19 protein-coding genes are annotated in these 21,261 nt (G+C 68.9%); 11 read left to right on the top strand and 8 right to left on the bottom strand.

Going from position 1 to position 21,261, the window contains the following annotated elements; genetic code table 11:
* Nucleotides 1–8 precede the first annotated feature (8 nt).
* The 4 genes from ACTWP6_RS04405 (at nucleotide 9) to ACTWP6_RS04390 (ending at nucleotide 3,028) form a co-directional block, all read left to right on the top strand.
* A complete protein-coding gene (locus ACTWP6_RS04405) occupies nucleotides 9–890 on the top strand; it encodes an oxidoreductase (protein ID WP_260755085.1) in 882 nt (293 codons plus the stop codon).
* Between the two features lie 150 nt (nucleotides 891–1,040).
* Nucleotides 1,041–1,709: a 50S ribosomal protein L25/general stress protein Ctc gene (locus ACTWP6_RS04400; protein WP_260755086.1), complete on the top strand. Its 669-nt coding sequence runs from the start codon at nucleotides 1,041–1,043 to the stop codon at nucleotides 1,707–1,709.
* A 12-nt stretch (nucleotides 1,710–1,721) separates the two neighbouring features.
* Complete coding sequence (gene pth / locus ACTWP6_RS04395; RefSeq protein WP_260755087.1) at nucleotides 1,722–2,300, top strand: aminoacyl-tRNA hydrolase; 579 nt, start codon at nucleotides 1,722–1,724, stop codon at nucleotides 2,298–2,300.
* A gap of 191 nt (nucleotides 2,301–2,491) precedes the next feature.
* Nucleotides 2,492–3,028 (top strand): DUF6611 family protein, encoded by a 537-nt coding sequence (locus ACTWP6_RS04390; protein WP_443186921.1) that lies wholly within the window; start codon nucleotides 2,492–2,494, stop codon nucleotides 3,026–3,028.
* Here ACTWP6_RS04390 and ACTWP6_RS04385 read toward each other — a convergent pair.
* Nucleotides 3,025–3,879 (bottom strand): ABC transporter permease, encoded by an 855-nt coding sequence (locus tag ACTWP6_RS04385; RefSeq protein ID WP_260755089.1) that lies wholly within the window; start codon nucleotides 3,877–3,879, stop codon nucleotides 3,025–3,027. The two genes, ACTWP6_RS04390 and ACTWP6_RS04385, sit on opposite strands and share 4 nt — an antisense overlap.
* Complete coding sequence (locus ACTWP6_RS04380; RefSeq protein ID WP_260755090.1) at nucleotides 3,876–4,862, bottom strand: ATP-binding cassette domain-containing protein; 987 nt, start codon at nucleotides 4,860–4,862, stop codon at nucleotides 3,876–3,878. Before ACTWP6_RS04380 ends, ACTWP6_RS04385 begins: the two co-directional genes overlap by 4 nt.
* A gap of 53 nt (nucleotides 4,863–4,915) precedes the next feature.
* Between ACTWP6_RS04380 and ACTWP6_RS04375 the strand changes: the two genes are divergently transcribed.
* Nucleotides 4,916–6,346, top strand: a complete 1,431-nt coding sequence (locus tag ACTWP6_RS04375; RefSeq protein ID WP_443186920.1) for a lipase maturation factor family protein — start codon at nucleotides 4,916–4,918, stop codon at nucleotides 6,344–6,346.
* A gap of 58 nt (nucleotides 6,347–6,404) precedes the next feature.
* On the opposite strand, the gene ACTWP6_RS04370 is transcribed toward ACTWP6_RS04375, so the two are convergent.
* The 5 genes from ACTWP6_RS04370 to ACTWP6_RS04350 all read right to left on the bottom strand — a co-directional run bounded on the left by ACTWP6_RS04370 (nucleotide 6,405) and on the right by ACTWP6_RS04350 (nucleotide 12,462).
* On the bottom strand, nucleotides 6,405–8,039 hold the full coding sequence (locus ACTWP6_RS04370; protein ID WP_443186919.1) for a fatty acyl-AMP ligase: 1,635 nt from the start codon (nucleotides 8,037–8,039) through the stop codon (nucleotides 6,405–6,407).
* 307 nt (nucleotides 8,040–8,346) lie between these two features.
* Nucleotides 8,347–9,315 (bottom strand): 4-(cytidine 5'-diphospho)-2-C-methyl-D-erythritol kinase, encoded by a 969-nt coding sequence (locus tag ACTWP6_RS04365; protein WP_260755093.1) that lies wholly within the window; start codon nucleotides 9,313–9,315, stop codon nucleotides 8,347–8,349.
* A 134-nt stretch (nucleotides 9,316–9,449) separates the two neighbouring features.
* Nucleotides 9,450–10,403, bottom strand: a complete 954-nt coding sequence (gene rsmA / locus ACTWP6_RS04360; RefSeq protein ID WP_260755094.1) for a 16S rRNA (adenine(1518)-N(6)/adenine(1519)-N(6))-dimethyltransferase RsmA — start codon at nucleotides 10,401–10,403, stop codon at nucleotides 9,450–9,452.
* Nucleotides 10,400–11,527, bottom strand: a complete 1,128-nt coding sequence (locus ACTWP6_RS04355; protein ID WP_260755095.1) for a resuscitation-promoting factor — start codon at nucleotides 11,525–11,527, stop codon at nucleotides 10,400–10,402. Before ACTWP6_RS04355 ends, rsmA begins: the two co-directional genes overlap by 4 nt.
* Nucleotides 11,528–11,610: 83 nt before the next feature.
* Entirely contained in the window at nucleotides 11,611–12,462 is an 852-nt protein-coding gene (locus ACTWP6_RS04350; protein WP_443186918.1) for a TatD family hydrolase, read from the bottom strand.
* A 17-nt stretch (nucleotides 12,463–12,479) separates the two neighbouring features.
* Between ACTWP6_RS04350 and metG the strand changes: the two genes are divergently transcribed.
* From metG to ACTWP6_RS04325, 5 genes are all read left to right on the top strand, one after another.
* Nucleotides 12,480–14,015 carry a methionine--tRNA ligase gene (metG, locus tag ACTWP6_RS04345; protein WP_260755097.1) on the top strand — a complete coding sequence of 512 codons (1,536 nt, stop codon included), beginning with the start codon at nucleotides 12,480–12,482 and terminating at the stop codon, nucleotides 14,013–14,015.
* A gap of 3 nt (nucleotides 14,016–14,018) precedes the next feature.
* Nucleotides 14,019–15,368, top strand: coding sequence for an NADP-specific glutamate dehydrogenase (gene gdhA, locus ACTWP6_RS04340; protein ID WP_260755098.1), 1,350 nt, complete (start codon nucleotides 14,019–14,021; stop codon nucleotides 15,366–15,368).
* 87 nt (nucleotides 15,369–15,455) lie between these two features.
* Nucleotides 15,456–16,625, top strand: a complete 1,170-nt coding sequence (locus tag ACTWP6_RS04335) for an NAD(P)/FAD-dependent oxidoreductase (protein WP_260755099.1) — start codon at nucleotides 15,456–15,458, stop codon at nucleotides 16,623–16,625.
* A complete protein-coding gene (locus ACTWP6_RS04330; RefSeq protein ID WP_443186917.1) occupies nucleotides 16,622–17,518 on the top strand; it encodes an RNA polymerase sigma-70 factor in 897 nt (298 codons plus the stop codon). Before ACTWP6_RS04335 ends, ACTWP6_RS04330 begins: the two co-directional genes overlap by 4 nt.
* Before the next feature lie 7 nt (nucleotides 17,519–17,525).
* On the top strand, nucleotides 17,526–18,764 hold the full coding sequence (locus ACTWP6_RS04325) for an aminodeoxychorismate synthase component I (RefSeq protein ID WP_443186916.1): 1,239 nt from the start codon (nucleotides 17,526–17,528) through the stop codon (nucleotides 18,762–18,764).
* Here ACTWP6_RS04325 and rsmI read toward each other — a convergent pair.
* Nucleotides 18,747–19,583, bottom strand: a complete 837-nt coding sequence (gene rsmI, locus ACTWP6_RS04320) for a 16S rRNA (cytidine(1402)-2'-O)-methyltransferase (RefSeq protein ID WP_260755102.1) — start codon at nucleotides 19,581–19,583, stop codon at nucleotides 18,747–18,749. The genes ACTWP6_RS04325 and rsmI overlap by 18 nt on opposite strands.
* A 153-nt stretch (nucleotides 19,584–19,736) precedes the next feature.
* Between rsmI and ACTWP6_RS04315 the strand changes: the two genes are divergently transcribed.
* Nucleotides 19,737–21,185 carry a dolichyl-phosphate-mannose--protein mannosyltransferase gene (locus ACTWP6_RS04315; protein ID WP_260758264.1) on the top strand — a complete coding sequence of 483 codons (1,449 nt, stop codon included), beginning with the start codon at nucleotides 19,737–19,739 and terminating at the stop codon, nucleotides 21,183–21,185.
* Nucleotides 21,186–21,261: the final 76 nt, after the last annotated feature.

The raw sequence follows: 21,261 nt of genomic DNA, 5'->3' as shown, positions 1-21,261 counted from the left end.
TGGGGGCCATGAGCGACTGGACCGCCGCGGATCTGCCCTCCTTCGCCGGCCGCACCGTGATCGTGACCGGCGCCAACAGCGGGCTCGGTCTGGTGACCGCCCGCGAGCTCGCCCGGGTCGGCGCCAGGACGATCCTGGCGGTACGCAACCTGGAGAAAGGCCACGCCGCCGCGGCGACGATGACCGGCGACGTGCAGGTGCGTCGACTCGACCTGCAGGACCTGTCCTCGGTACGCGAGTTCGCGGGCGGCTTCTCCGGGCCGGGTGAACGCGTCGACGTGCTGGTCAACAACGCCGGGATCATGGCGGTGCCCTTCGCGCTGACCGTCGACGGCTTCGAGAGCCAGATCGGCACAAACCACCTGGGCCATTTCGCGCTGACCAACCTGCTGCTGCCCAGAATCACCGACCGGGTGGTGACGGTGTCGTCGCTGATGCACCTGTTCGGAACCGTCAATCTCAAGGACTTGAACTGGAAGTCCCGGCCGTATCGAGCCTGGCCCGCCTACGGCCAGTCCAAACTGGCGAACCTGCTGTTCACCAGTGAACTGCAGCGCAGGCTGACCGCCGCGGGCTCCCCGGTCCGGGCGCTGGCCGCGCACCCCGGTTACTCGGCGACCAACCTGCAGGGCCAGTCGGGTAACGCGTTCGGCAGCCGTGTCGCGGCGATGGGCAATCGGCTGATGGCCACCGACGCGGACTTCGGGGCCCGCCAGACCCTGTACGCGGTGGCACGCGACGTCCCCGGCGACAGTTTCATCGGGCCGAAGTTCACGATGGTCGGGGCGACGGGTCCGCGCGGCCGCAGCCCGCTGGCCCGCGACCGGGCCAGGGCGGCCCGCCTGTGGACGCTGTCCGAGCAGCTCACCGGCGTCGGATTTTCGCTCTGACCGGGGCTTGCGCTACCCTCGGGGACGCGTCACGGCGAGGGTGGCCTGCATTGCGCAGCGCCGCCGTTATCGACGGGAACCCGCGACTTCATCGAAGTGCGACCCTGGCCGTGCCCAGACACAGCGATCACCGGCACAGGAGCACACATCATGGCGAAGAACCCGCCCAACAATCTGACCGCGCAGGTCCGCCGCGCCACCGGTAAGGGCGCCTCGCGTCGCGCGCGCCGCGAAGGCCGCGTCCCGGTTGTTCTCTACGGCCACGGCATCGATCCTCAGCATCTGGAACTGAACGCGCGGGATTTCGCCGCCGTGCTGCGCAACTCCGGCACCAACGCGGTGCTGACGCTCGACATCGAGGGCACGGAACAGCTGGCGCTGACCAAGGCCATCGAGATCCACCCCATCCGCCGCAACATTCAGCACGCCGACCTGCTGGTGGTCCGCCGCGGTGAGAAGGTGAACGTCGAGGTCACCGTCGTCGTCGAGGGTGACGCCACCCCCGGCACGCTGGTCACCCAGGAAGCCGCCACCATCGAGATCGAGGCCGACGTCCAGTCCATCCCCGAGCAGTTCACCGTGTCGGTCGAGGGCGCCGAGGAAGGCACCCAGATCCTGGCCTCCCAGATCGAGCTGCCCTCGGGTGTCACCCTGGTCGCCGACCCCGAGACGCTGGTCGTCAACGTGGTCGCGGCGCCGACCGCCGAGGAGCTGGAGTCCGAGGGCGGCGGCGCGTCGGTCGAGGAGCAGGCCGCCGAAGCCGCTGAAGCCGGCGAGGGCGAGGCCGCCGAGGGCGAAGCCGCCCCCGAGTCCGAGTAGGCAGACCCCGTCATGGCCGAACCCGTACTCGTGGTCGGCCTGGGCAATCCGGGGCCGAACTACGCGACGACCCGGCACAACCTCGGCTTCATGGTCGTCGACGTCCTCGCCGACCGGATGGGCGAGAAGTTCAAGGTGCACAAGAAGTCCGGCGCCGAAGTGGCCACCGGGCGGCTTGCGGGCCGCTCGGTGGTGCTGGCCAAGCCGCGCGTGTACATGAACGAATCCGGTCGGCAGGTCGGGCCGTTGGCGAAGTTCTACTCGGTGGCCCCCACCGACGTTGTCGTGATCCACGACGAACTCGACATCGACTTCGGCCGGATCCGGCTCAAGGGCGGCGGTGGAGTGGCCGGCCACAACGGACTGAGATCGGTGTCCTCGGCGTTGGGCAGCAACGATTTTCACCGGGTCCGGGTCGGTATCGGCCGCCCTCCCGGCCACAAGTCCGGCGCCGGCTTCGTGCTGGAGAATTTCAACAGCGTCGAACGCAAAGAGGTTCCGACGATCGTCGAGCAGGCCGCCGACGCCACCGAGCTGCTGATCGCCCAAGGCCTGGAGCCGGCGCAGAACACCGTCCACGCCTGGAGCTGAGCCTCAGTTCCGCCGAAATCGCATTCCGCGCGGCCAGGGCTCGAAAAATGCCGCGTGGAATGCGATTTCGGCGAGGATTTCGCTTGGGTAACTTGTCGGCCCCTGCTGGGTATAGCAGACCATATTTAGATGCCCCGGGAAACGGGGCGGTCCGGACGGTTCCCGCCGAGCTGAGCGGGTAGACCGCAGATGTGAACCGCACCGGCTCCCTGCGACTGCGCCGAGTCCGCGATCGTCTGCTTCTCGGGGACCGCCGCTGGGGCTCGCTGACGGTCCGGCCGGACCGCACCGGCATGATCCGCTACCGGATGGCCGTGTATCCGCCGGGGATCACCGATAGCGAACGCGTCGCACTGCGCATCGCCCTCGGCTGGCAGGTGTGGGCCCCGGCGCTGTGGCTCACCTGCCAGATCACTTTGACCCACGCTCTCGGACCGGGGCAGGCACTGGCGGTCTCGACGGCGCTGACGGTGTCCGCCGCGGTTGTCGCGATGATGCGCGTCGGAACGCAGCGCACGCGGGTCCGTGCGGTGACCGTCGCGGTGCGGGCCGGCTACCCCTGCCCCGAGGCGCGGCAGGCCCGCGATCGGCTACTCGCGCTGGCCGACGAGCTGATGGACGCCGACCGGCAGTTACAACAGGGCCTGATCACGCCGGCCGCCCACGAGTCGGTGTGGTGGCGTGTCTATCAGCGGCTGGCCGACGAGGCGATCGCCGCCTCGGGCTAACCGCCGGTCCGGCGTTTGTAGGCATACAGCGCGAACGGCGCGAAGATCGCCGTCAACGCCAGCGACCACAGGATCGTCGCCAGCACTGGATGGTGCAGCGGCAGTTGCGCACTCGCCGGCGCCGGCCCACCGTTGCCCCACAGCTCCCGCATCGCCTGCGCCAGCGACGACACCGGGTTCCATTCGGCGATCACGCGAAGCCAGTGCGGCATCGGCTCGGTCGGCACGAACGTGTTGGCCAGGAACGTCACCGGGAACAACGCCGTGAACATCACGCCGTTGACCGCCTCCACGGTGCGCATCAACGAGCCGATCAGGATGCCGAACCAGATCATCCCGAAACCGAACAGCAGCAGCAGCGCGAACGCCAGCACGGCTTCGCCGGCGCCGTTGCGGATCCGCCAGCCGATCGCCAGCCCGGTCAGCGCCATCACGACCACGCCCAGTGACGAGTGGATGACGCTGGCGATGCTGCGGCCTATCAGCACCGAGGAGCGGGAGATGGGCAGCGAGCGGAAGCGGTCGATGATCCCCTTCTCGACGTCGGCGGTGATCCCGGAGGCGACGACGAACGCCGAGAACACGATGGTCTGCGCCTGGATGCCCGGCAGCAGGAACTCCCGGTACGACGCGCCGCCGGTGTTGGTGATCGACGCACCGAACACGAACGCGAACAGCAACACGAACATGATCGGCTGGGCGGTCACGTCGCTGAGCATCTCGGGCATCCGCTTGGTGTGGATCATGTTGCGCTTCACCATGATCCAGGACTGCTGCGCCAGATTGGTGGGCCGGATGGGCACCGGTTGCGGACGCACCGGCGTCTGCGGCTTGCTGTCGAGGGCGGTCATGCGCCGATCTCCTCACTGTCTTCGGTGCGGTGCCCGGTCAACGTCAGGAACACGTCGTCGAGGCTGGGCCGGGACAATCCGATGTCGTCGACGGTGACGCCGCGGTCGCGCAGCAGACCCGCGACCCGGATCATGTCGTCGAGCCCGTCGGCCGCGGCGGTCAGCCGGCGCGCGCCGGCGTCGACGTACACCTCGGCACCACCCTGTCCCAGCAGCGTCCGGGCTTGCTCAAGATCGCCGCTGTCGGCGACGGTGACCACCAGGCTGGCCTGGCCTGCCTGCTGCTTGAGCTCCAACGGCGAGCCCTCGGCGATGATGCGGCCGCGGTCGATCACCACGATGTTGTCGGCGAGTTGGTCGGCCTCTTCCAGGTATTGGGTCGTCAGCAACAACGTGGTGCCCTGCGCGACGAGGCCGCGCAGGACGTCCCAGAGTTCGCTACGACTGCGCGGGTCCAGGCCCGTGGTGGGCTCGTCGAGAAACAGCACCGGAGGCGACGCGAGCAGGCTGACCGCCAGGTCGAGCCGCCGGCGCATCCCGCCGGAGTAGGACTTCACCACCCGGTCGGCGGCGTCGCTGAGCGAGAACTGGTCAAGCAGTTGGCCCCCCAGCCGGTCGAGGTCCTTGCGCCGGATCCCGTAGAGGCCGCCGATCATCCGGATGTTCTCACGCCCGGTGAGCAGTTCGTCGACGGTGGCGACCTGACCGGTCAGTCCCATGTGGCGCCGCACCTCGTCGGGCTGGGTGCGCACGTCGTATCCGGCCACCCGGGCGGTGCCGCTGGTCGGTTCGGTCAGCGTCGTCATCATCCGCACAGTCGTGGTCTTGCCCGCGCCGTTGGGACCGAGCAGGCCCAGCACGGTGCCCGGGGGCACCGCGAAGCTGACACCGGCCACGGCCGTCTCGGTGCCGAACCGCTTGACCAGGTCGATGGCCTCGATCGCCGATTCCATGCCCTCGACGGTATAGGCGCGCACCGACATCGAGCGAACGCTTTTGCTCCCCGCCGGGCGCCGCGGCGGCGTCTACTGGAGACGTGTCCGCGGAGTGGTTCGATGCGCCCGGGTACTGGTTGGCCCGGGAGGTGCTGCAGCGGGGTGTGGCACTGATCTATCTGATCGCGTTCGTGGGCGCCGCCCGCCAGTTCCGCGCCCTGATCGGTGCGCACGGGATGCTCCCGGTGCCGCGGTTCGTCGCGCAGGTGTCGTTCCGGGTCGCCCCAAGCCTGTTCCATCTCCACTACTCCGACCGCTTCTTCGCCGCGGTCTGCTGGAGCGGGGCCGTGGTGGCGGCGGCCCTGGTCGCGGGCGCCGATGACCTGGTGCCGCTGTGGGCGGCCACGCTGACGTGGCTGGCGCTGTGGGTGCTGTACCTGTCGATCGTCAACGTCGGGCAGCGCTGGTACGGATTCGGTTGGGAGTCCTTGTTGTTGGAGGCGGGTTTCCTGGCCATGCTGTTGGGCAATGACGACACGGCACCGCCACTGCTGACGCTGTGGCTGGCGCGCTGGCTGTTGTTCCGCGTGGAGTTCGGCGCCGGCCTGATCAAGATGCGCAGCGATCCGTGCTGGCGCGACCTGAGCTGCCTGGACTACCACCACGAGACGCAGCCGATGCCGGGTCCGCTGAGCTGGTTCTTCCACCACCTGCCCAAGCCGCTGCACCGTGTCGAGGTGGCGGGCAACCACGTCGCCCAGCTGGTCGTGCCCTTCGCGTTGTTCGCTCCGCAACCGGTGGCGACGGTGGCTGCCGGGATCGTGATCGTCACGCAGTTGTGGCTGGTGCTGTCCGGGAACTTCGCCTGGCTGAACTGGTTGACGATCATCCTGGCGTTCAGCGCCGTGGACCAGACCGTGCTCGGCCGGGTGGTGCCGCTGCCCGCTCCCCCGACAGCACCCGGGCCGCCGGCGTGGTTCGTCGCCTTGGTGATCGCGGCCACCGTGCTGACCGCGGTGCTGAGCTACTGGCCGGTGCGCAACATGCTCGGACGCCGGCAGCGGATGAACGCGTCGTTCAACCCCTTTCACCTGGTGAACACCTACGGCGCGTTCGGCAGCATCGCGCGGGTCCGGTACGAGGTGATCATCGAAGGGACCGACGAGCCGGCGCCCGCGGAGCAGACGGTGTGGAAGGAGTACGGCTTCAAGGGAAAACCCGGCGATCCGCGCCGGATCCCCCGGCAGTGGGCGCCCTACCACCTTCGCCTGGACTGGCTGATGTGGTTCGCGGCGCTGTCACCGGCCTACGCGCAGGACTGGTTCCGGCCGCTGGTCGTGCGGCTGCTGCGCAACGATGCCGCGACGCTTCGCCTGCTCGGACACAATCCGTTTCCCGACGCGCCGCCGCGGTACATCCGGGCGCGGCTGTTCGAGTACCGGTTCACGACGTGGCAGGAGCTGCGTGAGGAACGGCGGTGGTGGCACCGAACTCTGGTCGCTGAGTACCTGCCGCCGGTCGCCGCGCGGTGAGCGTGCGTGAAGTCGGCGAAACTGACGGCGTGTCGGCCGCAGACACGCACGCTCGCGGTTAGGTGACCAGCGAGACCGAGGTGGAGCGGCGCAGCTTGCCCGACGAGGTCTTGGGGATGCTGCCCGGCCCGAGCACCACGACGTTGCGCGGCCGGACGTCGACCTCGGCGACGACCTCGTGGGCCACCTGGTGCTCGATGCGGCGCACTTCGGCGGGGTCCTGCCAGTTGTTGGACTCCACCGCCACCGCGAAGGTCTCGCGGGAGTGCCCGGCATCCAGCCGCACCGCGACCGCACAGCCCGGGCGCACACCCTCGACGCGGCCGGCGGCGCGCTCGATGTCGGTCGGGTAGATGTTGCGGCCGGCCATGATGATGACGTCCTTGACGCGGCCGCACACCACCACGTTGCCGTCCTCGGTCAGGTAGCCGAGGTCGCCGGTGTCGTACCAGCCGTGCTCGTCCTGAGCCGGGATGAAGCCGCCCATGGTCATGTAGCCGGGCGTCACGCATTCACCGCGCAGCTCGATGACGCCCACGCCGCGGGGCGGCATCACGTTGCCGTGGTCGTCGATGACGCGGGCCTCCAGGTCGGTCAGCAGCGGGCCGAGCTCGGCGAGTCGCTTGGTGTGGCCCTTGGTCGCCGGGACCGCGCGGCGCAGCGCGGCGAGCAGGTCGGCGTCGACCTCGTCGACGACAAGGCCCTTGCCGCACGGCGAGAACGACACCGCCAGCGTCGTCTCGGCCATCCCGTAGGCAGGCAGGATCGCACCCGGGTTCAGGCCGAACGGCTTACCGGCATCGAGCAGGTCCTCGACATCGGCAGGCTCGACGGGCTCGGCGCCGGACAGTGCGAAACGCAGCGTGGACAGATCGAACTCGCCCGGCTTGGCCTGGCGGCGCAACCGCTTGGCAAACAGCGCGTACGCGAAGTTCGGCGCCGCGGTCATGGTGCCCTTGTACTTGTCGATGAGCTTGGCCCAGAGCAGGGTGTCGCGCAGGAAGTCCATCGGCGTGACCTTGACCAGCTCGGCGCCGAAGTACATCGGGATGGTCAGGAAGCCGACCATTCCCATGTCGTGGAAGCAGGGCAGCCAGCTGACCATGACGTCCTTGTCGACGTCGTACTGCGCGCCGATGAACATGGCCTCGGCGTTGGAGTAGATGTTGCGGTGGGTGATCTGCACTGCTTTGGGAGATCCCGTCGAGCCGGATGTCAGCTGCATCAGCGCGAGATCGTCCTCGCCGACCTCGATCGGCTCGATCGGCTCGGATTCGAGCAGGTCGGTGACCGTGAGGACCTTGATGCCCTTCTCCTCGAGCACCGGGATCGCGACCAGGAACGGCTCGGACACGATGACGGCCTTGGCCTCGATCATGCCGATGACGTTCATGGTGTCCTCGGCCCAGACCACCAGGTCGGTGCGGGGAGTCGGCTGGTGCAGCATCGTCAGGCTGGCGCCGCGCATCCACAGCCCCTGCGCAGTGGGAGCGATCTCGACCGGGAAGCCCGCGAGCACCCCGACGGCGTCGCCGCGTCCCACGCCGGCCGCCGCCAGGCCGCCGGCGATGCGCTTGGCGCGTTCGTGGACCTCACCCCAGGTATGCCGGACCGGCTCGTGCGGCTCGCCGGTGACCATGCCCCGCCCGGTGGTGTGGGCGCTGCGGTACATCTTCTCGGTGAATCTGCTCACGACGACCTCCTCGCCGACATCTGCCCCGGTGCACATGCCCGTTTGCCATGCTCCGCCTGTTGAGCGGCCTTTTCGCGGAGGCGCGCAAACATTTGGGGAGCGGTTGTGTCTCGAATCGGTGATGTTGCGCAAGCGCGGTCGGATGCCGCACCGACACCGGTTCGCAGCCCGCCGGTCAGACCGGAGGGGTAAACCAATGCGTCCCTTGCTCGACCGCTGTCACTCACCGTCGCTCATCTTAAGCAACCCTTAAGTAACTGCCAAACGAGCGCGCGTATTGAGGGATGTGTCACACCTGATTGCGATCTCAACCAGCGGCGGACGGACTGGGCACCACCCGGGCGCCGTGCACCGGCCCCGTGGCCACCCGCACGGTGCGGCAGACCCCCGCCCCGGCGAGTTCGGTGCCCACGTCGACGGCCGCGCCGGCCGTCGCGCACAGGAACGCGCACGTCGGTCCGGATCCCGACACCACGCCGGCCAGCGCGCCGGCCTCGGCACCGGCCCGCAGTGTGCGGCGCAACCCCGGATCCAGGCTCAGCGCGGCCGGCTGTAGGTCGTTGCCCAACAGCGGGGCCAGCTCGGTGGGATCGCCGGAGGCGAGCGCGGCGAGCACCGGCTCGGGTGACTCCAGCCGGGGCGGCAACGTGCGGCCCTGCTCGGCGCGGAGCCGGTCGATCTCGGCGAACACCTTCGCGGTGGACAGGCCGCCCGGCGAGAACGCCAGGACCCAGTGGAACGTGTTGCGCGCCAGCACGGTCGCCAGCTCTTCGCCCCGCCCGGTGCCCAGCGCCGTGCCGCCGTGCAACGCGAACGGGACGTCGCTGCCCAGATGGGCGGCCAGCGCGTGCAGGTCGCGCCGGGGAACGCCGAGCTCCCACAGCGCGTTCATCGCCACCAGCACCGCGGCCGCGTCCGCACTGCCGCCCGCCATGCCGCCGGCGACGGGGATCGTCTTCTCGATCGAGATCGCGACGTCTGGGGCGCGACCCACGTGCTCGGCCATCAGTTCGGCGGCCCGCCAGGCGAGATTTCGGTGATCGGTCGGCAGCGCGTCGGAACCCTCGCCGGAGATCTCCAGCGACAGCACGTCGGCGGCACGCACGGTGACCTCGTCGAGCAGCGAGACCGCATGGAAAACCGTGGTCAGCTCGTGGTAGCCGTCGTCTCGGCGATCCCCGACATCGAGGTACAGGTTGACCTTGCCCGGCACCCGGACCGTGACGGAACCCGTAGGGACCCGGTCGAATGCCGTATTACCGTCACGCGCGGACACTGCACGAACACTAACGAAAAAGGACGACCCCGGCGCACGGCCGGGGTCGTTCTGGGTGTCCTGCGGGCGCCGAAACCGCGCCCGGTGCGGCGCTCACATGGATTTGACCGCGTGGAACGTGATTCGGCGGGGGGTCAGGCCGTCGGGACTTCGGCGTCCTTCTCGGCCGTGTCGACGTCCTCGGCCGTGTCCTCGGCCGAGGCAATCGCCGACTTGGGCACCACGTGCCAGTCCGCGGAGCGCTGCAGCAACCGGACGAAGTCGTTGATGCTCAGCGTCTCCCCTCGGCGGGACGGATCGATGCTGGCGGCGAGCAGGCGGCTGGCCGACTCGTTGCCGGATCCGGCCCACTCGGCGAACGCGTTGCGGGACGTCTTGCGGCGCTGGGCGAACGCCACATCGATGAGCTCGAAGACCTGCTCGCGGAACTCGGCGTCGGTCGGCCACGGCGAGGTCTCGTAGCGGTCGATACGCACCAGGCCCGAGTACACGCGCGGGATCGGCCAGAACACCGTCGGCGACACCATGCCGTAGCGGCGGACGTTGCCGAAGAACCGGACCTTCGCGCTGGGCACCCCGTAGTCCTTGCCGCCGGGCTCGGCCGCGAGCCGCTCGGCGACCTCGGCCTGCACCATCACCATGACAGTGCGGATCGACGGGAACTCGGCGAGCAGGTGCAGCAGCGCCGGCACCGCCACGTTGTACGGAAGGTTGGCAACCAGCGCGGTCGGCATCTCGGTCATGTCCGACTGCTTGAACGTCAAAATGTCCCGGTTCAGCACGGTCAGCCGGTTCGCCTCGCTGTGCGAGTGGGCGGCGATCGTGGTCGGAAGCTGAGTGGCCAGCACTGGATCGATCTCTACGGCGGTGACTTTCGCGCCGCGATCCAGCAACGCCAAAGTCAGCGAGCCGAGTCCCGGGCCGACCTCGAGCACGTGGTCCGACCGGTTGACACTGGACGCTGACACGATACGGCGCACGGTGTTGGCGTCGTGCACGAAGTTCTGTCCGAAGGACTTGCGTGGCCGGAAGTCGATCGACTTAGCCAGATGCCGTATTTCAGTTCGTCCGAGCAGTCGTATTGTCACGACGCACCGATCCTCCCACTACACGTGGGCCACGCCCCCCAACCTTGGCGCGCCCGGGTTACCTCAGCAATCGCGATCTGCTCTTCTCTTGTTGCCAGATCTGCCCGCTGAGCATACCTCAGACCACCGTTGCGCTCCCAGGTGTTTTGATCAAATTGGACTCCACCGAAATAGCCATTGCCGGTATTGATGGACCAATTACCTCCGGCTTCGCAGCGCGCCAGGGCGTCCCAGGTGTGCCCGTTGCTCACCGGCGGAACCTCGGTGCCCGGTTTCGCGCCGACTCTCAGCACACCAGCGCGGGCCGGAGCGATCACGACATTGGCTACTGGCAATCTGCCGGTTTCCACCCCGTTGACCGTCGCGACCGCGAACGTCACGTCCTGGACGCCAGGAGCACCCGGATCCTCGACGATCTGCCGGCTCATGTTCAGCGTCACGTCTTCGACGCGCTGGTTGTTCGGAACCAGCGGCAGCCGCTCGGTCATCTTGGCGATGCGCACCCGGGTGACTTTGACAGCCATCCCGTCCTCCAGCGGCGCCGACGCCGCCGGGAACACGGTATCGCTTTGCTGAAGCGGCACTCCGGCGGCATCCAGCAGGGCGGCCACGGTGGGCGCCGCCAGGCGCACCGAGCGAAGCGCTCCGCCGTCGTCGATTTGCACGTTTTTGGGACTCACGACCGGAAGTGCCATGCCGTCCAGCGGAAGCCGGCTGCCGCGCGAGGCCGCCACCGGCGCCTTGTCGGTCATCTCCAGTTGGGTCAGCGCCTCGTCGACGGTCGACGCCGTCGTCCACACCTGCTCGGTGCCTCCACCGTCGGTGGAGATCTCCAGCGGCCGGCTGCGACGCAGCACGATGGTGTCGGCCTGGTGGACGGGCGTCTCGGCCGCCGGGTACAGGTCGTCCCGCTCGCCGACGTCGAATCCGTTCTCGGTCACCACGTCGATGACCCGCGACTTCATCGTCGGCACCGACATCGACACCCCGTCGACGGTCAGCGTGACCGTCTTGTGCGTGGCCACCGCGGTCGCGCCGGCGAAGATCAAGGCCAGCAAAGTCACCGCGACCAGAGCCCGCATCAACGGCGAGCGCGTCTGGTGGAGTTTTATCAATGCATTCAAAATGTCGTCTATCCCCGACTTTGGCATCACGGACGGCTCAAGCGGCCGACCCGCATTTCGTCACAAGACGGTAACGAAAAGGTCTAGGACCAGCAACTCGCCAGGCCGTACACCCGTTTCGCCGTAACGGAAGTCTGCTCCGCGATCGCCTCGGCCGACCGGCCGACCACGTCGGCCAGCGCTCGCACAGTGTAAGGCAGGCAGTAGGGCTCGTTCGGCGCGCCGCGGAACGGATGCGGGGTCAGAAACGGTGCGTCCGTCTCGACCAGCAGCTGCTCGGGCGGAATCAGCGCGGCGGCTTCCCGCAGGTCACGGGCATTCTTGAAGCTGACCGTGCCGGACAGGCTGAGCACCCAGCCCTGGTCGACGCAGGTGCGGGCCATTGCGGCGCCGGACGAGAAACAGTGGAAGATCACAGTCTCGGGCGCCCCCTCGGCGCGCAATACGTCGAGCACCGCGGCGTCGGCGTCGCGGTTGTGGATCATCAGCGGCTTCCCGGTGCTCTTGGCCAGGTCGATGTGCCACGCGAACGCCTCGCGCTGCTCGGCGGGCTCGGCGCAGCCGTCCAACCGGCCCGGCCAGTACAAGTCCATCCCGGTCTCCCCCACCGCGACCACGCGCGGATGCGCGGCCAGACGCTCGATCACGGTGCGAGCCTCGTCGGTCAGCGCGTTGGCCCGGGTCGGATGCAGCGCCACCGCGGCGTACACCCGCGGGTCCCAGTCCGTCGCGTCGGCGGCCCACCGCGCCGCTTCCAGGTCATCGGCGATGGTCACGACGGCCTGCACCCCCGCCGAGGCGGCGCGGTCCAGGATGGCGCGCACGTCGTCGCCATTTCTGGCGCCGCAGGCGTCCAGATGGGTGTGAGCGTCGATCAGCGGGGTGAGAGGCTCCGGAATCGGCGGCGGCTCTCGCTTGGCACTCACGGCCCACACTCTAGGGTGAACCCCAAATGAGTCAGCCCTACTACATCACGACGGCGATCGCGTACCCCAACGGCGATCCGCACGTCGGACACGCCTACGAATACGTCGCCACCGACGCGATCGCCCGCTTCAAGCGGCTCGACGGCTTCGACGTCCGGTTCCTGACCGGCACCGATGTGCACGGGCTCAAGATGGCCGAGACCGCGGCCAAGCTGGGGATCCCCACCGCCGAACTGGCACGCGGCAACTCCGATGTGTTCCAGCGGCTTCAGGAGAAACTGAACATCTCCTTCGATCGGTTTATCCGCACCAGCGACGCCGACCACTACGAAGCGTCCAAGGCGATCTGGACCCGCATGGTCGACGCGGGCGACGTCTACCTCGACAAGTACTCCGGCTGGTACTCGGTGCGTGACGAACGCTTCTTCACCGAGGCCGAGACCACGGTGGGTGAGGACGGCGTCCGGGTCGCCACCGAGACGGGCGCTCCGGTGACCTGGACCGAAGAGGAGACCTATTTCTTCCGGCTGTCGGCCTACACCGACCGGCTGCTGGCCCACTATCAGGCGCACCCGGAGTTCATCGAGCCCGAGGTGCGGCGCAACGAGGTGGTCAGCTTCGTCTCCGGCGGGCTGCGCGACCTGTCGATCTCGCGGACCACGTTCGACTGGGGTGTGCCGGTGCCCGACCACCCCGACCACGTCATGTACGTGTGGGTGGACGCGCTGACCAACTATCTGACCGGCGTCGGTTTCCCCGACACCGAGTCGGCGGACTTCCGGCGGTACTGGCCGGCCGATCTGCACATGATCGGCAAGGACATCATCCGGTTCCACACCGTGTACTGGCCCGCGTTCTTGATGTCGGCGGGCATCGAGTTACCGAAAAAGGTGTTCGCACACGGCTTTCTGTTCAACCGCGGCGAGAAGATGAGCAAGTCCGTCGGCAACGTCGTCGACCCGACCGATCTGGTCGACACGTTCGGGGTGGACCAGCTGCGGTACTTCCTGCTGCGCGAGGTGCCGTTCGGGCAGGACGGCAGCTACAGCGAGGAAGGCATCATCTCGCGGATCAACGCCGACCTGGCCAACGAGTTCGGCAACCTGGCACAGCGCTCGCTGTCGATGGTGGCCAAGAATCTCGACGGCGTGGTGCCCCAGCCCGGCGCGTTCACCGCCGAGGACTCCGAGATGCTCGCCGCGGCCGACGCGCTGCTCGAACGTGTCCGCGGTCATTTCGAGGCGACGGCGATGCACCTTGCACTGGAGGCGATCTGGTCGGTGCTGGGCGCGGCCAACCGGTACTTCTCCGCGCAGGAGCCGTGGGTGCTGCGCAAGACCGACCCGGACCGGTTCGCGACCGTGCTCTACACGACCTTGGAGGTGGTGCGCATCGCCGCGCTCCTGAGCCAGCCCGTGATGCCCGCCTCGACGGCCAGACTGCTCGACCTGCTGGGCCGGCCCGCGGACCAGCGCTCCTTCGACACCATCGCGACGCGGCTGGCACCGGGCACCGCCCTGCCCGCTCCGTCCGGTGTTTTCCCTCGCTACCAGGTGGACTGAGAGTTGACTGACCTTCACGAAAAACTGCAAGACATCTATGACGAAGTGGCCCAACGCAATCCGGGTGAGGCCGAGTTCCACCAGGCCGTCTACGAGGTGCTCGGCAGCCTCGGCCCGGTGGTCGAGAAGCACTCGGACTACGTCGATTCGGCGGTGATCCGGCGACTGTGCGAACCGGAGCGCCAGATCATCTTCCGGGTGCCCTGGATCGACGACAGAGGCGTGGTGCAGATCAACCGCGGCTTCCGGGTGGAGTTCAACTCCGCGCTCGGACCGTTCAAGGGCGGCTTGCGTTTCCATCCGTCGGTGTACCTGGGCATCGTGAAGTTCCTCGGCTTCGAGCAAATCTTCAAGAACTCCCTGACCGGTATGCCGATCGGCGGCGGTAAGGGCGGCTCGGACTTCGACCCGAAGGGCCGCAGCGACGGCGAGGTGATGCGGTTCTGCCAGTCGTTCATGACCGAGCTGTACCGGCATCTCGGCGAGTACACCGACGTGCCGGCCGGTGACACCGGCGTCGGCACGCGCGAGATCGGCTACATGTTCGGGCAGTACAAGCGCATCACCAACCGCTACGAGTCCGGGGTGTTCACCGGCAAGGGCATGACCTGGGGCGGCTCCCAGGTACGCACCGAGGCCACCGGTTACGGCACGGTGTTCTTCATCAACGAGATCCTCAAAGCCTCCGGCGACACGTTCGAGGGTAAGAACGTCGTGGTGTCCGGTTCGGGCAACGTCGCGATCTACGCGATCGAGAAGGTCCACGAGCTCGGCGGCACCGTGGTGGCGTGCTCGGACTCCAGCGGCTATGTCGTCGACGAGAAGGGCATCGACCTCGAGCTGCTCAAAGAGGTCAAAGAGGTGCGCCGCGGCCGGATGTCGGACTATGCGGAGCTGCGCGGTGGCGGGGCGAGGGCAGTGGAGAACCGCAACGTGTGGGAGGTGCCCTGCGACATCGCGATCCCGTGCGCCACCCAGAACGAGATCAACGGTGACGAAGCCGCCGCGCTGATCAAAAACGGCTGCCGCATCGTCGCCGAGGGCGCGAACATGCCGTGCTCGCCCCACGCGATCAAACAGTTCTCCGACGCCGGGGCGGTCTTCGCACCCGGCAAGGCCGCCAACGCGGGCGGGGTGGCGACCAGCGCGCTGGAGATGCAGCAGAACGCATCGCGCGACTCGTGGACCTTCGCCGACACCGAGCAGCGGCTCGAGCAGATCATGCGCCGCATCCACCACCGTTGCCTGGTCACCGCCGACGAGTACGGCCAACCCGGCAACTATGTCGTCGGCGCCAACATCGCCGGGTTCATCCGGGTGGCCGACGCGATGTTGGCGCTGGGTCTGGTTTAGTGATCTGCGCCACATAGTGCGGCCACATGTCACAGATCGGCGCCGCGCGGTGTCTTGAGGGCACAAGCCCCGTCGAGAGGAGACACCATGACCGCACCGCAGACCCACGTGATCGTGCTGGGAGGCGGCTACGCCGGCGTGATGGCAGCCAACCGGTTGATGTCACGTGACGACATCCGGGTGACCCTGGTCAACCCCCGGCCGCAGTTCGTCGAGCGCATCCGGCTGCACCAGCTCGCCGCCGGAAACGACGACGCCGTCGAGGATTTCCGCGCGGTCCTCAACACCGGCGTGCAGCTGGTGGTCGACACCGCTGACCGCATCGATGCGACCGCCCGCCAGGTGTCCCTCGGATCCGGCGGCACGCTGGACTACGACTACGTGGTGTATGCCCTCGGCAGCACCGGCGACGTGCCTGCCGCCGTACCCGGCGCCGCCGAGTTCGCTTACCCGCTGGGCGAATTAGAGCAGGCCACCCGGTTGCGTGAGCGGCTGGCGGATGTGGCGACCCCCGCCCCGATCGTGGTGGTCGGCGGTGGGCTCACCGGAATAGAAGCGGCCTCGGAATTTGCCGAAGGGGGCCGTCGGGTGACCTTGGTCAGCCCGGTGGTGGGCCCGTCGCTGAGCCGAGCCGGACAGCGCTCGGTGAGCAAGCGGCTGCGCAGGCTCGGGGTGATTACCGTGGCGTCCTTCGTCGTCTCCGTCGGCGCCGACCATGTGGCGTTGGCCGACGGCACCACGGTACCGAGCGCGGTGACGGTGTGGACCGCCGGTTTCGGTGTGCCCGGCTTGGCCGCGGCCAGCGGTCTGACGACCGACCGGGTAGGCCGCGTGATCACCCACGAGACATTGACCAGCGTCGACGACGACCGCATCGTGGCGGCCGGCGACGCCGCGGCGCCGTCGGGGTTGCCGTACCGGATGAGCTGCCAGGCAGGGCTGCCGCTGGGCGCACAGGCCGCCGACACCGTGCTGGCCAGGATCGCGCGAACCGCGCCCGCCGACGCCACCGTGCCGATGAGCGGCCAGTGCATCAGCCTGGGTCGCGGCGCGGGCACCGTGCAGCTGCAGCACAAGGATGACACCCCGGTGAACCTGTACATCGGCGGGCGCGCGGGCGCGTTCGTCAAGGAGCAGGTGTGCCGGTTCACACTGAAATGGCTTGGCGCCGAAGCGCGTAAGCCCGGCTCCTACCGCTCGCTGAAGGGCCCGGACCGCTCCGCGCTGATCGCCGCCGAGGCGGTGCCCGTCCGATGACAACCACCCCGGGTGACGAACACGCCGAACGGTTCACGCATCTGCGTCCGCTGCTGTTCACCATCGCCTACGAGATCCTGGGCAGCGCTACGGAATCCGACGATGTGCTGCAGGAAGCCTACCTGCGTTGGGCCGAGGTCGACCTGTCCCGGGTCGCCGACACCAAGGCCTACCTCGCCCAGCTCGTCACCCGGCAGGCGCTCAACGCGCTGCGCGCACAGTCCCGGCGGCGGGAGGAGTACGTAGGCCCGTGGCTGCCGGAACCTCTTCTCACAGAAGCGGATCCGTCTGCGGACGTGGTACTCGCCGAATCGGTGTCGATGGCGATGCTGGTGGTGCTGGAGACGCTGAGTCCGGACGAGCGCGCGGTGTTCGTGCTGCGCGAGGTGTTCGGATTCGAACATGACGAGATCGCCGCGGCGCTCGGGAAGTCGGCCGCCGCGGTCCGGCAGATGGCCCACCGCGCCCGCGAACACGTGCAGTCGAGGCGCAAGCGGTTCGAGCCCGTCGACCCGCAACTGTCCGCTGAGATCACCACGAAGTTCTTCTCCGCCGCCGCCACCGGCGACCTCGACGGCCTCCTGACGATGCTCGCGCCGGACGTGGTGTGGACCGCCGACAGCGACGGCAAGGTCAGCGCGGCCCGCAGGCCGGTGGCCGGCGCTGACCGGGTGGCCCGGTTGATCCTGGGCTTCGTCCGGCTCGCCGGGACCGAGGGCCGGGTCGAGCCGGCGATCTACAACAGCGCGCCCGCGCTGGTGCTCTACCTCGGCGACAACCTCGAGGGCGTGGTGACGTTCGAGGTGGTCGACGGCCGGATCACGAACTTCTACGCGATGCGCAACCCGGAGAAGTTGGCGGGCGTGATGGTGCCCCGCCAGATCAGCCGATAATGACCCGGTGCGCATCGAGCGACTCGGCGATCTGGGCAGTGCCCCCGCGGTGCTGCGCGCGCTCGCGGCCGCGGCGGCACAGCGCGGCCTGCCCCCGCCGGCTGCGCTGACCGGAGACTGGTTCGGCTCCCGCGCGGTGATCGCGCCGTCGCTGCACGCCCGCGCGGTCGCGCCGCAAACCGTTTTCGACGTCGTCCCCGGCGACCGGCGGGACGGCCCGGTGGGCGGCGGCTGGTTCGGCTACCTGTCCTACCCCGATCCGGGCGCCGACGGGCTGGGCCCGCGGATCCCGGAGGCCGCAGGCGGTTGGTCGGACGCGGTGCTGCGGTGCGACCGCGACGGGCTGTGGTGGCATGAGAACCTTACCGGCGCAACGCTTCCCGGCTGGGTCGAGGAAGCCCTGCGGTCGGCTCCGGCCGAGCGGGACGCGGTGATCACCTGGAGTGAGGCCGATCGGGACGCGCACCGGCGCGGGGTGCTGGACTGCCTGGAGGCGATCGCGGCCGGCGAGGTGTACCAGGCGTGCGTGTGCACACAGTTCGCCGGCACCCTCCACGGCACACCGGCCGACTTCTTCGCCAAGGTCGCCGCGCGCACGGCGCCGGCCCGCGCCGCGTTCGTCGCCGGGGACTGGGGTGCGGTGGCGTCGCTGTCGCCGGAGCTGTTCCTGCGCCGCCGCGGCGAAGCGGTGACGTCGAGCCCGATCAAGGGCACGCTGCCCGACACCGCCGACCCGGCGGCGCTGCGGGCGTCGGTCAAGGACGTCGCGGAGAACATCATGATCGTCGACCTCGTCCGCAATGATCTGGGCCGGGTCGCCCGCACGGGTTCGGTGTCGGTGCCCGAACTGCTGGCGGTCCGGCCGGCTCCCGGCGTGTGGCATCTGGTCTCGACGGTGTCGGCCCGGGTGCCCACCGACCTGCCGATGGCCGACCTGCTGGAAGCGACGTTCCCGCCGGCGTCGGTCACCGGCACCCCGAAGACCCGGGCCCGGCGGCTGCTGACCGGATGGGAGCCGTCACGACGCGGGATCTACTGCGGCACAATAGGTCTGGCTTCACCAGTGGCGGGCTGCGAGCTCAACGTCGCGATCCGCACGGTGGAGTTCGCCGCCGACGGCAGCGCGGTGCTCGGCGTCGGCGGAGGCATCACCGCCGACTCCGACCCCACCCGCGAGTGGGAGGAGTGTCTGCACAAGGCCGCCCCGATCATCGGCCGTGGCGCCGGCTCACTGGCGCGCGCGTAGCACCGCGTCGTAGAGCTCGCGCTTGGACGGGGCGCCCGGATTGGCAGCGACCACCTGCGCGCACGCGTCCTTCACGCGCATGCCGTCGTCGACCAGACGGTTCACCTCGACCACCAGCTCCGCCGGGTCCGCCGACGGCGTCGCACCGGCCAGCACCACGGTGATCTCGCCCAGTACCCCGTCGGCGGCCCATTCGGCGAGCTCCCCGAGGGTGCCACGGACGACCTCCTCGTGCGTCTTGGTCAGTTCCCGGCACACCGCCGCGCGGCGTCGGGGGCCCAGCACCTCGACGGCGTCGCCGAGGGTCTCGGCAAGCCGGCGCGGTGACTCGAAGAACACGCAGGTGCGCGGCTCGGCGGCCAGCGACTGCAGCCAGGTGCGACGGGCGGTCTGTCGGCGCGGCGCGAAGCCCTCGAAACAGAACCGTTCCGACGGCAGGCCGGCGACGGCCAGCGCGGTGGTGACCGCCGACGGGCCGGGCAGGCATTGCACGGGCAGCTCGTTGTCCACACACGCCGCCACCAGCCGATAACCGGGGTCGCTGATCAACGGCATCCCCGCGTCACTGACCAGCAGCACGGTCGCACCGCCCTTGATGTCGTCGAGCAGCGCGGGCACCCGGGAGGCCTCGTTCTGGTCGTAGAGGCTGACGATCCGCCCGGCGGGCTTCACCTCCAGCGCCGTCGCCAGCGTGCGGACCCTGCGGGTGTCCTCGGCGGCGATCACGTCGGCGCTGCGCAGCGCCCGCACCAGCCGCGCCGACGCATCCGAGGGCTGCCCCAGCGGCGTGGCGGCCACCAACAGTCGTCCGGCCGTCATGCCACACAGCCTACGATCGCAGGCGTGAGCGCCACCGCGGACGTGAGGAGCGAGAGCACCTTCGCCGACCAACTCCACAGAAGCGGTCGCTCGGTCCCGGTCATCAGCCCCGGCCCGGTGATCCCGGTCGCCGACTTCGGCCCGCTGGACCGGATGCGGGGCTGGGTGATGACCGCCGTGATCACCGCGCTCGCCGCGATCACCAGGTTTTTGAACCTCGGTTCCCCCACCGACGCGGGCACCCCGATCTTCGACGAGAAGCACTACGCGCCGCAGGCCTGGCAGATGCTGCACAACGGCGGGGTCGAGGACAATCCCGGCTACGGCCTGGTGGTGCATCCGCCCGTCGGCAAGCAGCTGATCGCGCTCGGCGAGGCGATCTTCGGCTACAACGGCCTGGGCTGGCGATTCACCGGCGCGGTGTGCGGGGTCATCCTGGTGCTGCTGGTGGTGCGCATCGCACGCCGGATCAGCCGATCCACCCTCGTCGGTGGGGTCGCCGGCCTGCTGCTGATCGCCGACGGCGTCAGCTTCGTCACCGCCCGGACCGCGCTGCTGGACGGCTTCCTGACGGTGTTCGTGGTCGCGGCGTTCGGCGCTCTGATCGTCGACCGTGACCAGGTGCGGGAACGGATGCATGTGGCGTTTCTGGAAGGCCGGATCGCCGAGACGGCGTGGGGGCCGCGTCTGGGGGTGCGGTGGTGGCGGTTCGGCGCCGGTGTGCTGCTCGGGCTGGCATGCGCGACGAAGTGGTCGGGCCTGTACTTCGTGATGTTCTTCGGCATCATGACCGTCGCGTTCGACGTCGCCGCCCGCAAGCAGTACCACGTGCCGCGGCCGTGGCTGGGCGCCTTCCGCCGCGACGTCGGTCCGGCACTGTACGCGCTGGTACTGATCCCGTTCGGGGTGTACCTGGCGTCCTACACGCCGTGGTTTGCCTCCGAGACCGCCGTGGACCGCTATCAGGTGGGACGCTCCCTCGGACCGGACAGTGCGCTGCCGGTCCCGGACGCCCTCCGGTCGCTGTGGCACTACACCTACGCGGCCTACCGCTTCCACTCCGGCCTGACCAATGCTGACGGCAACCACCACCCGTGGGAGTCCAAGCCGTGGGCCTGGCCTATGTCGCTGCGCCCGGTGCTGTACGCGATCGACACCGAGAACGTGTCGGGGTGCGGTGCGCAGTCGTGCGTCAAAGCGGTGATGCTGGTCGGCACGCCGGCGCTGTGGTTCCTCGCGGTGCCCGTGCTGGCCTGGGCGGTGTGGCGGTCGTTCGTGAAGCGGGACTGGCGGTATGCCGCGCTGCTGGTCGGCTACAGCGCCGGCTTCCTGCCCTGGTTCGCCGACATCGACCGGCAGATGTACTTCTTCTACGCCGCGACCATGGCGCCGTTCCTGGTGATGATCATCGCGATGATCCTCGGCGACATCCTGTACAAACCGGGGCAGAACGCCGAGCGGCGGACCCTGGGGCTGCTGGTGGTGTGCAGCTATGTGGCGCTGGTGATCACGAACTTCGCGTGGCTGTACCCGATCCTGACCGGGCTGCCGATCTCCCAGCAGACGTGGAACATGCAGATCTGGCTGCCGTCCTGGCGGTAGCCGCGTTCGCCTCGCGAAACCGCCACCACGGTAGTCAGCTGTCGCGATCCGCTACCGTGATGGCGGTTTCGCGAAG

Origin of the sequence: Mycobacterium sp. 4D054 (assembly GCF_052245755.1) — a bacterium.
Lineage (GTDB): Bacteria > Actinomycetota > Actinomycetes > Mycobacteriales > Mycobacteriaceae > Mycobacterium.
The sequence above is the reverse complement of the archived record's forward strand: the minus strand, read 5'-3'. Positions and strand labels throughout refer to the sequence as shown.

Coding starts and splice junctions, on each gene's coding strand:
- metG (WP_260755097.1), top strand. CDS start 12,480: ATGAGTCAGCCCTACTACATCACGACGGCGATCGCGTACCCCAACGGC.
- ACTWP6_RS04380 (WP_260755090.1), bottom strand. CDS start 4,862: ATGTCGGTGCGCGCCTATACCGTCGAGGGCATGGAATCGGCGATCGAG.
- ACTWP6_RS04335 (WP_260755099.1), top strand. CDS start 15,456: ATGACCGCACCGCAGACCCACGTGATCGTGCTGGGAGGCGGCTACGCC.
- ACTWP6_RS04405 (WP_260755085.1), top strand. CDS start 9: ATGAGCGACTGGACCGCCGCGGATCTGCCCTCCTTCGCCGGCCGCACC.
- ACTWP6_RS04315 (WP_260758264.1), top strand. CDS start 19,737: ATGCGGGGCTGGGTGATGACCGCCGTGATCACCGCGCTCGCCGCGATC.
- ACTWP6_RS04330 (WP_443186917.1), top strand. CDS start 16,622: ATGACAACCACCCCGGGTGACGAACACGCCGAACGGTTCACGCATCTG.
- rsmI (WP_260755102.1), bottom strand. CDS start 19,583: ATGACGGCCGGACGACTGTTGGTGGCCGCCACGCCGCTGGGGCAGCCC.
- ACTWP6_RS04385 (WP_260755089.1), bottom strand. CDS start 3,879: ATGACCGCCCTCGACAGCAAGCCGCAGACGCCGGTGCGTCCGCAACCG.
- pth (WP_260755087.1), top strand. CDS start 1,722: ATGGCCGAACCCGTACTCGTGGTCGGCCTGGGCAATCCGGGGCCGAAC.
- ACTWP6_RS04400 (WP_260755086.1), top strand. CDS start 1,041: ATGGCGAAGAACCCGCCCAACAATCTGACCGCGCAGGTCCGCCGCGCC.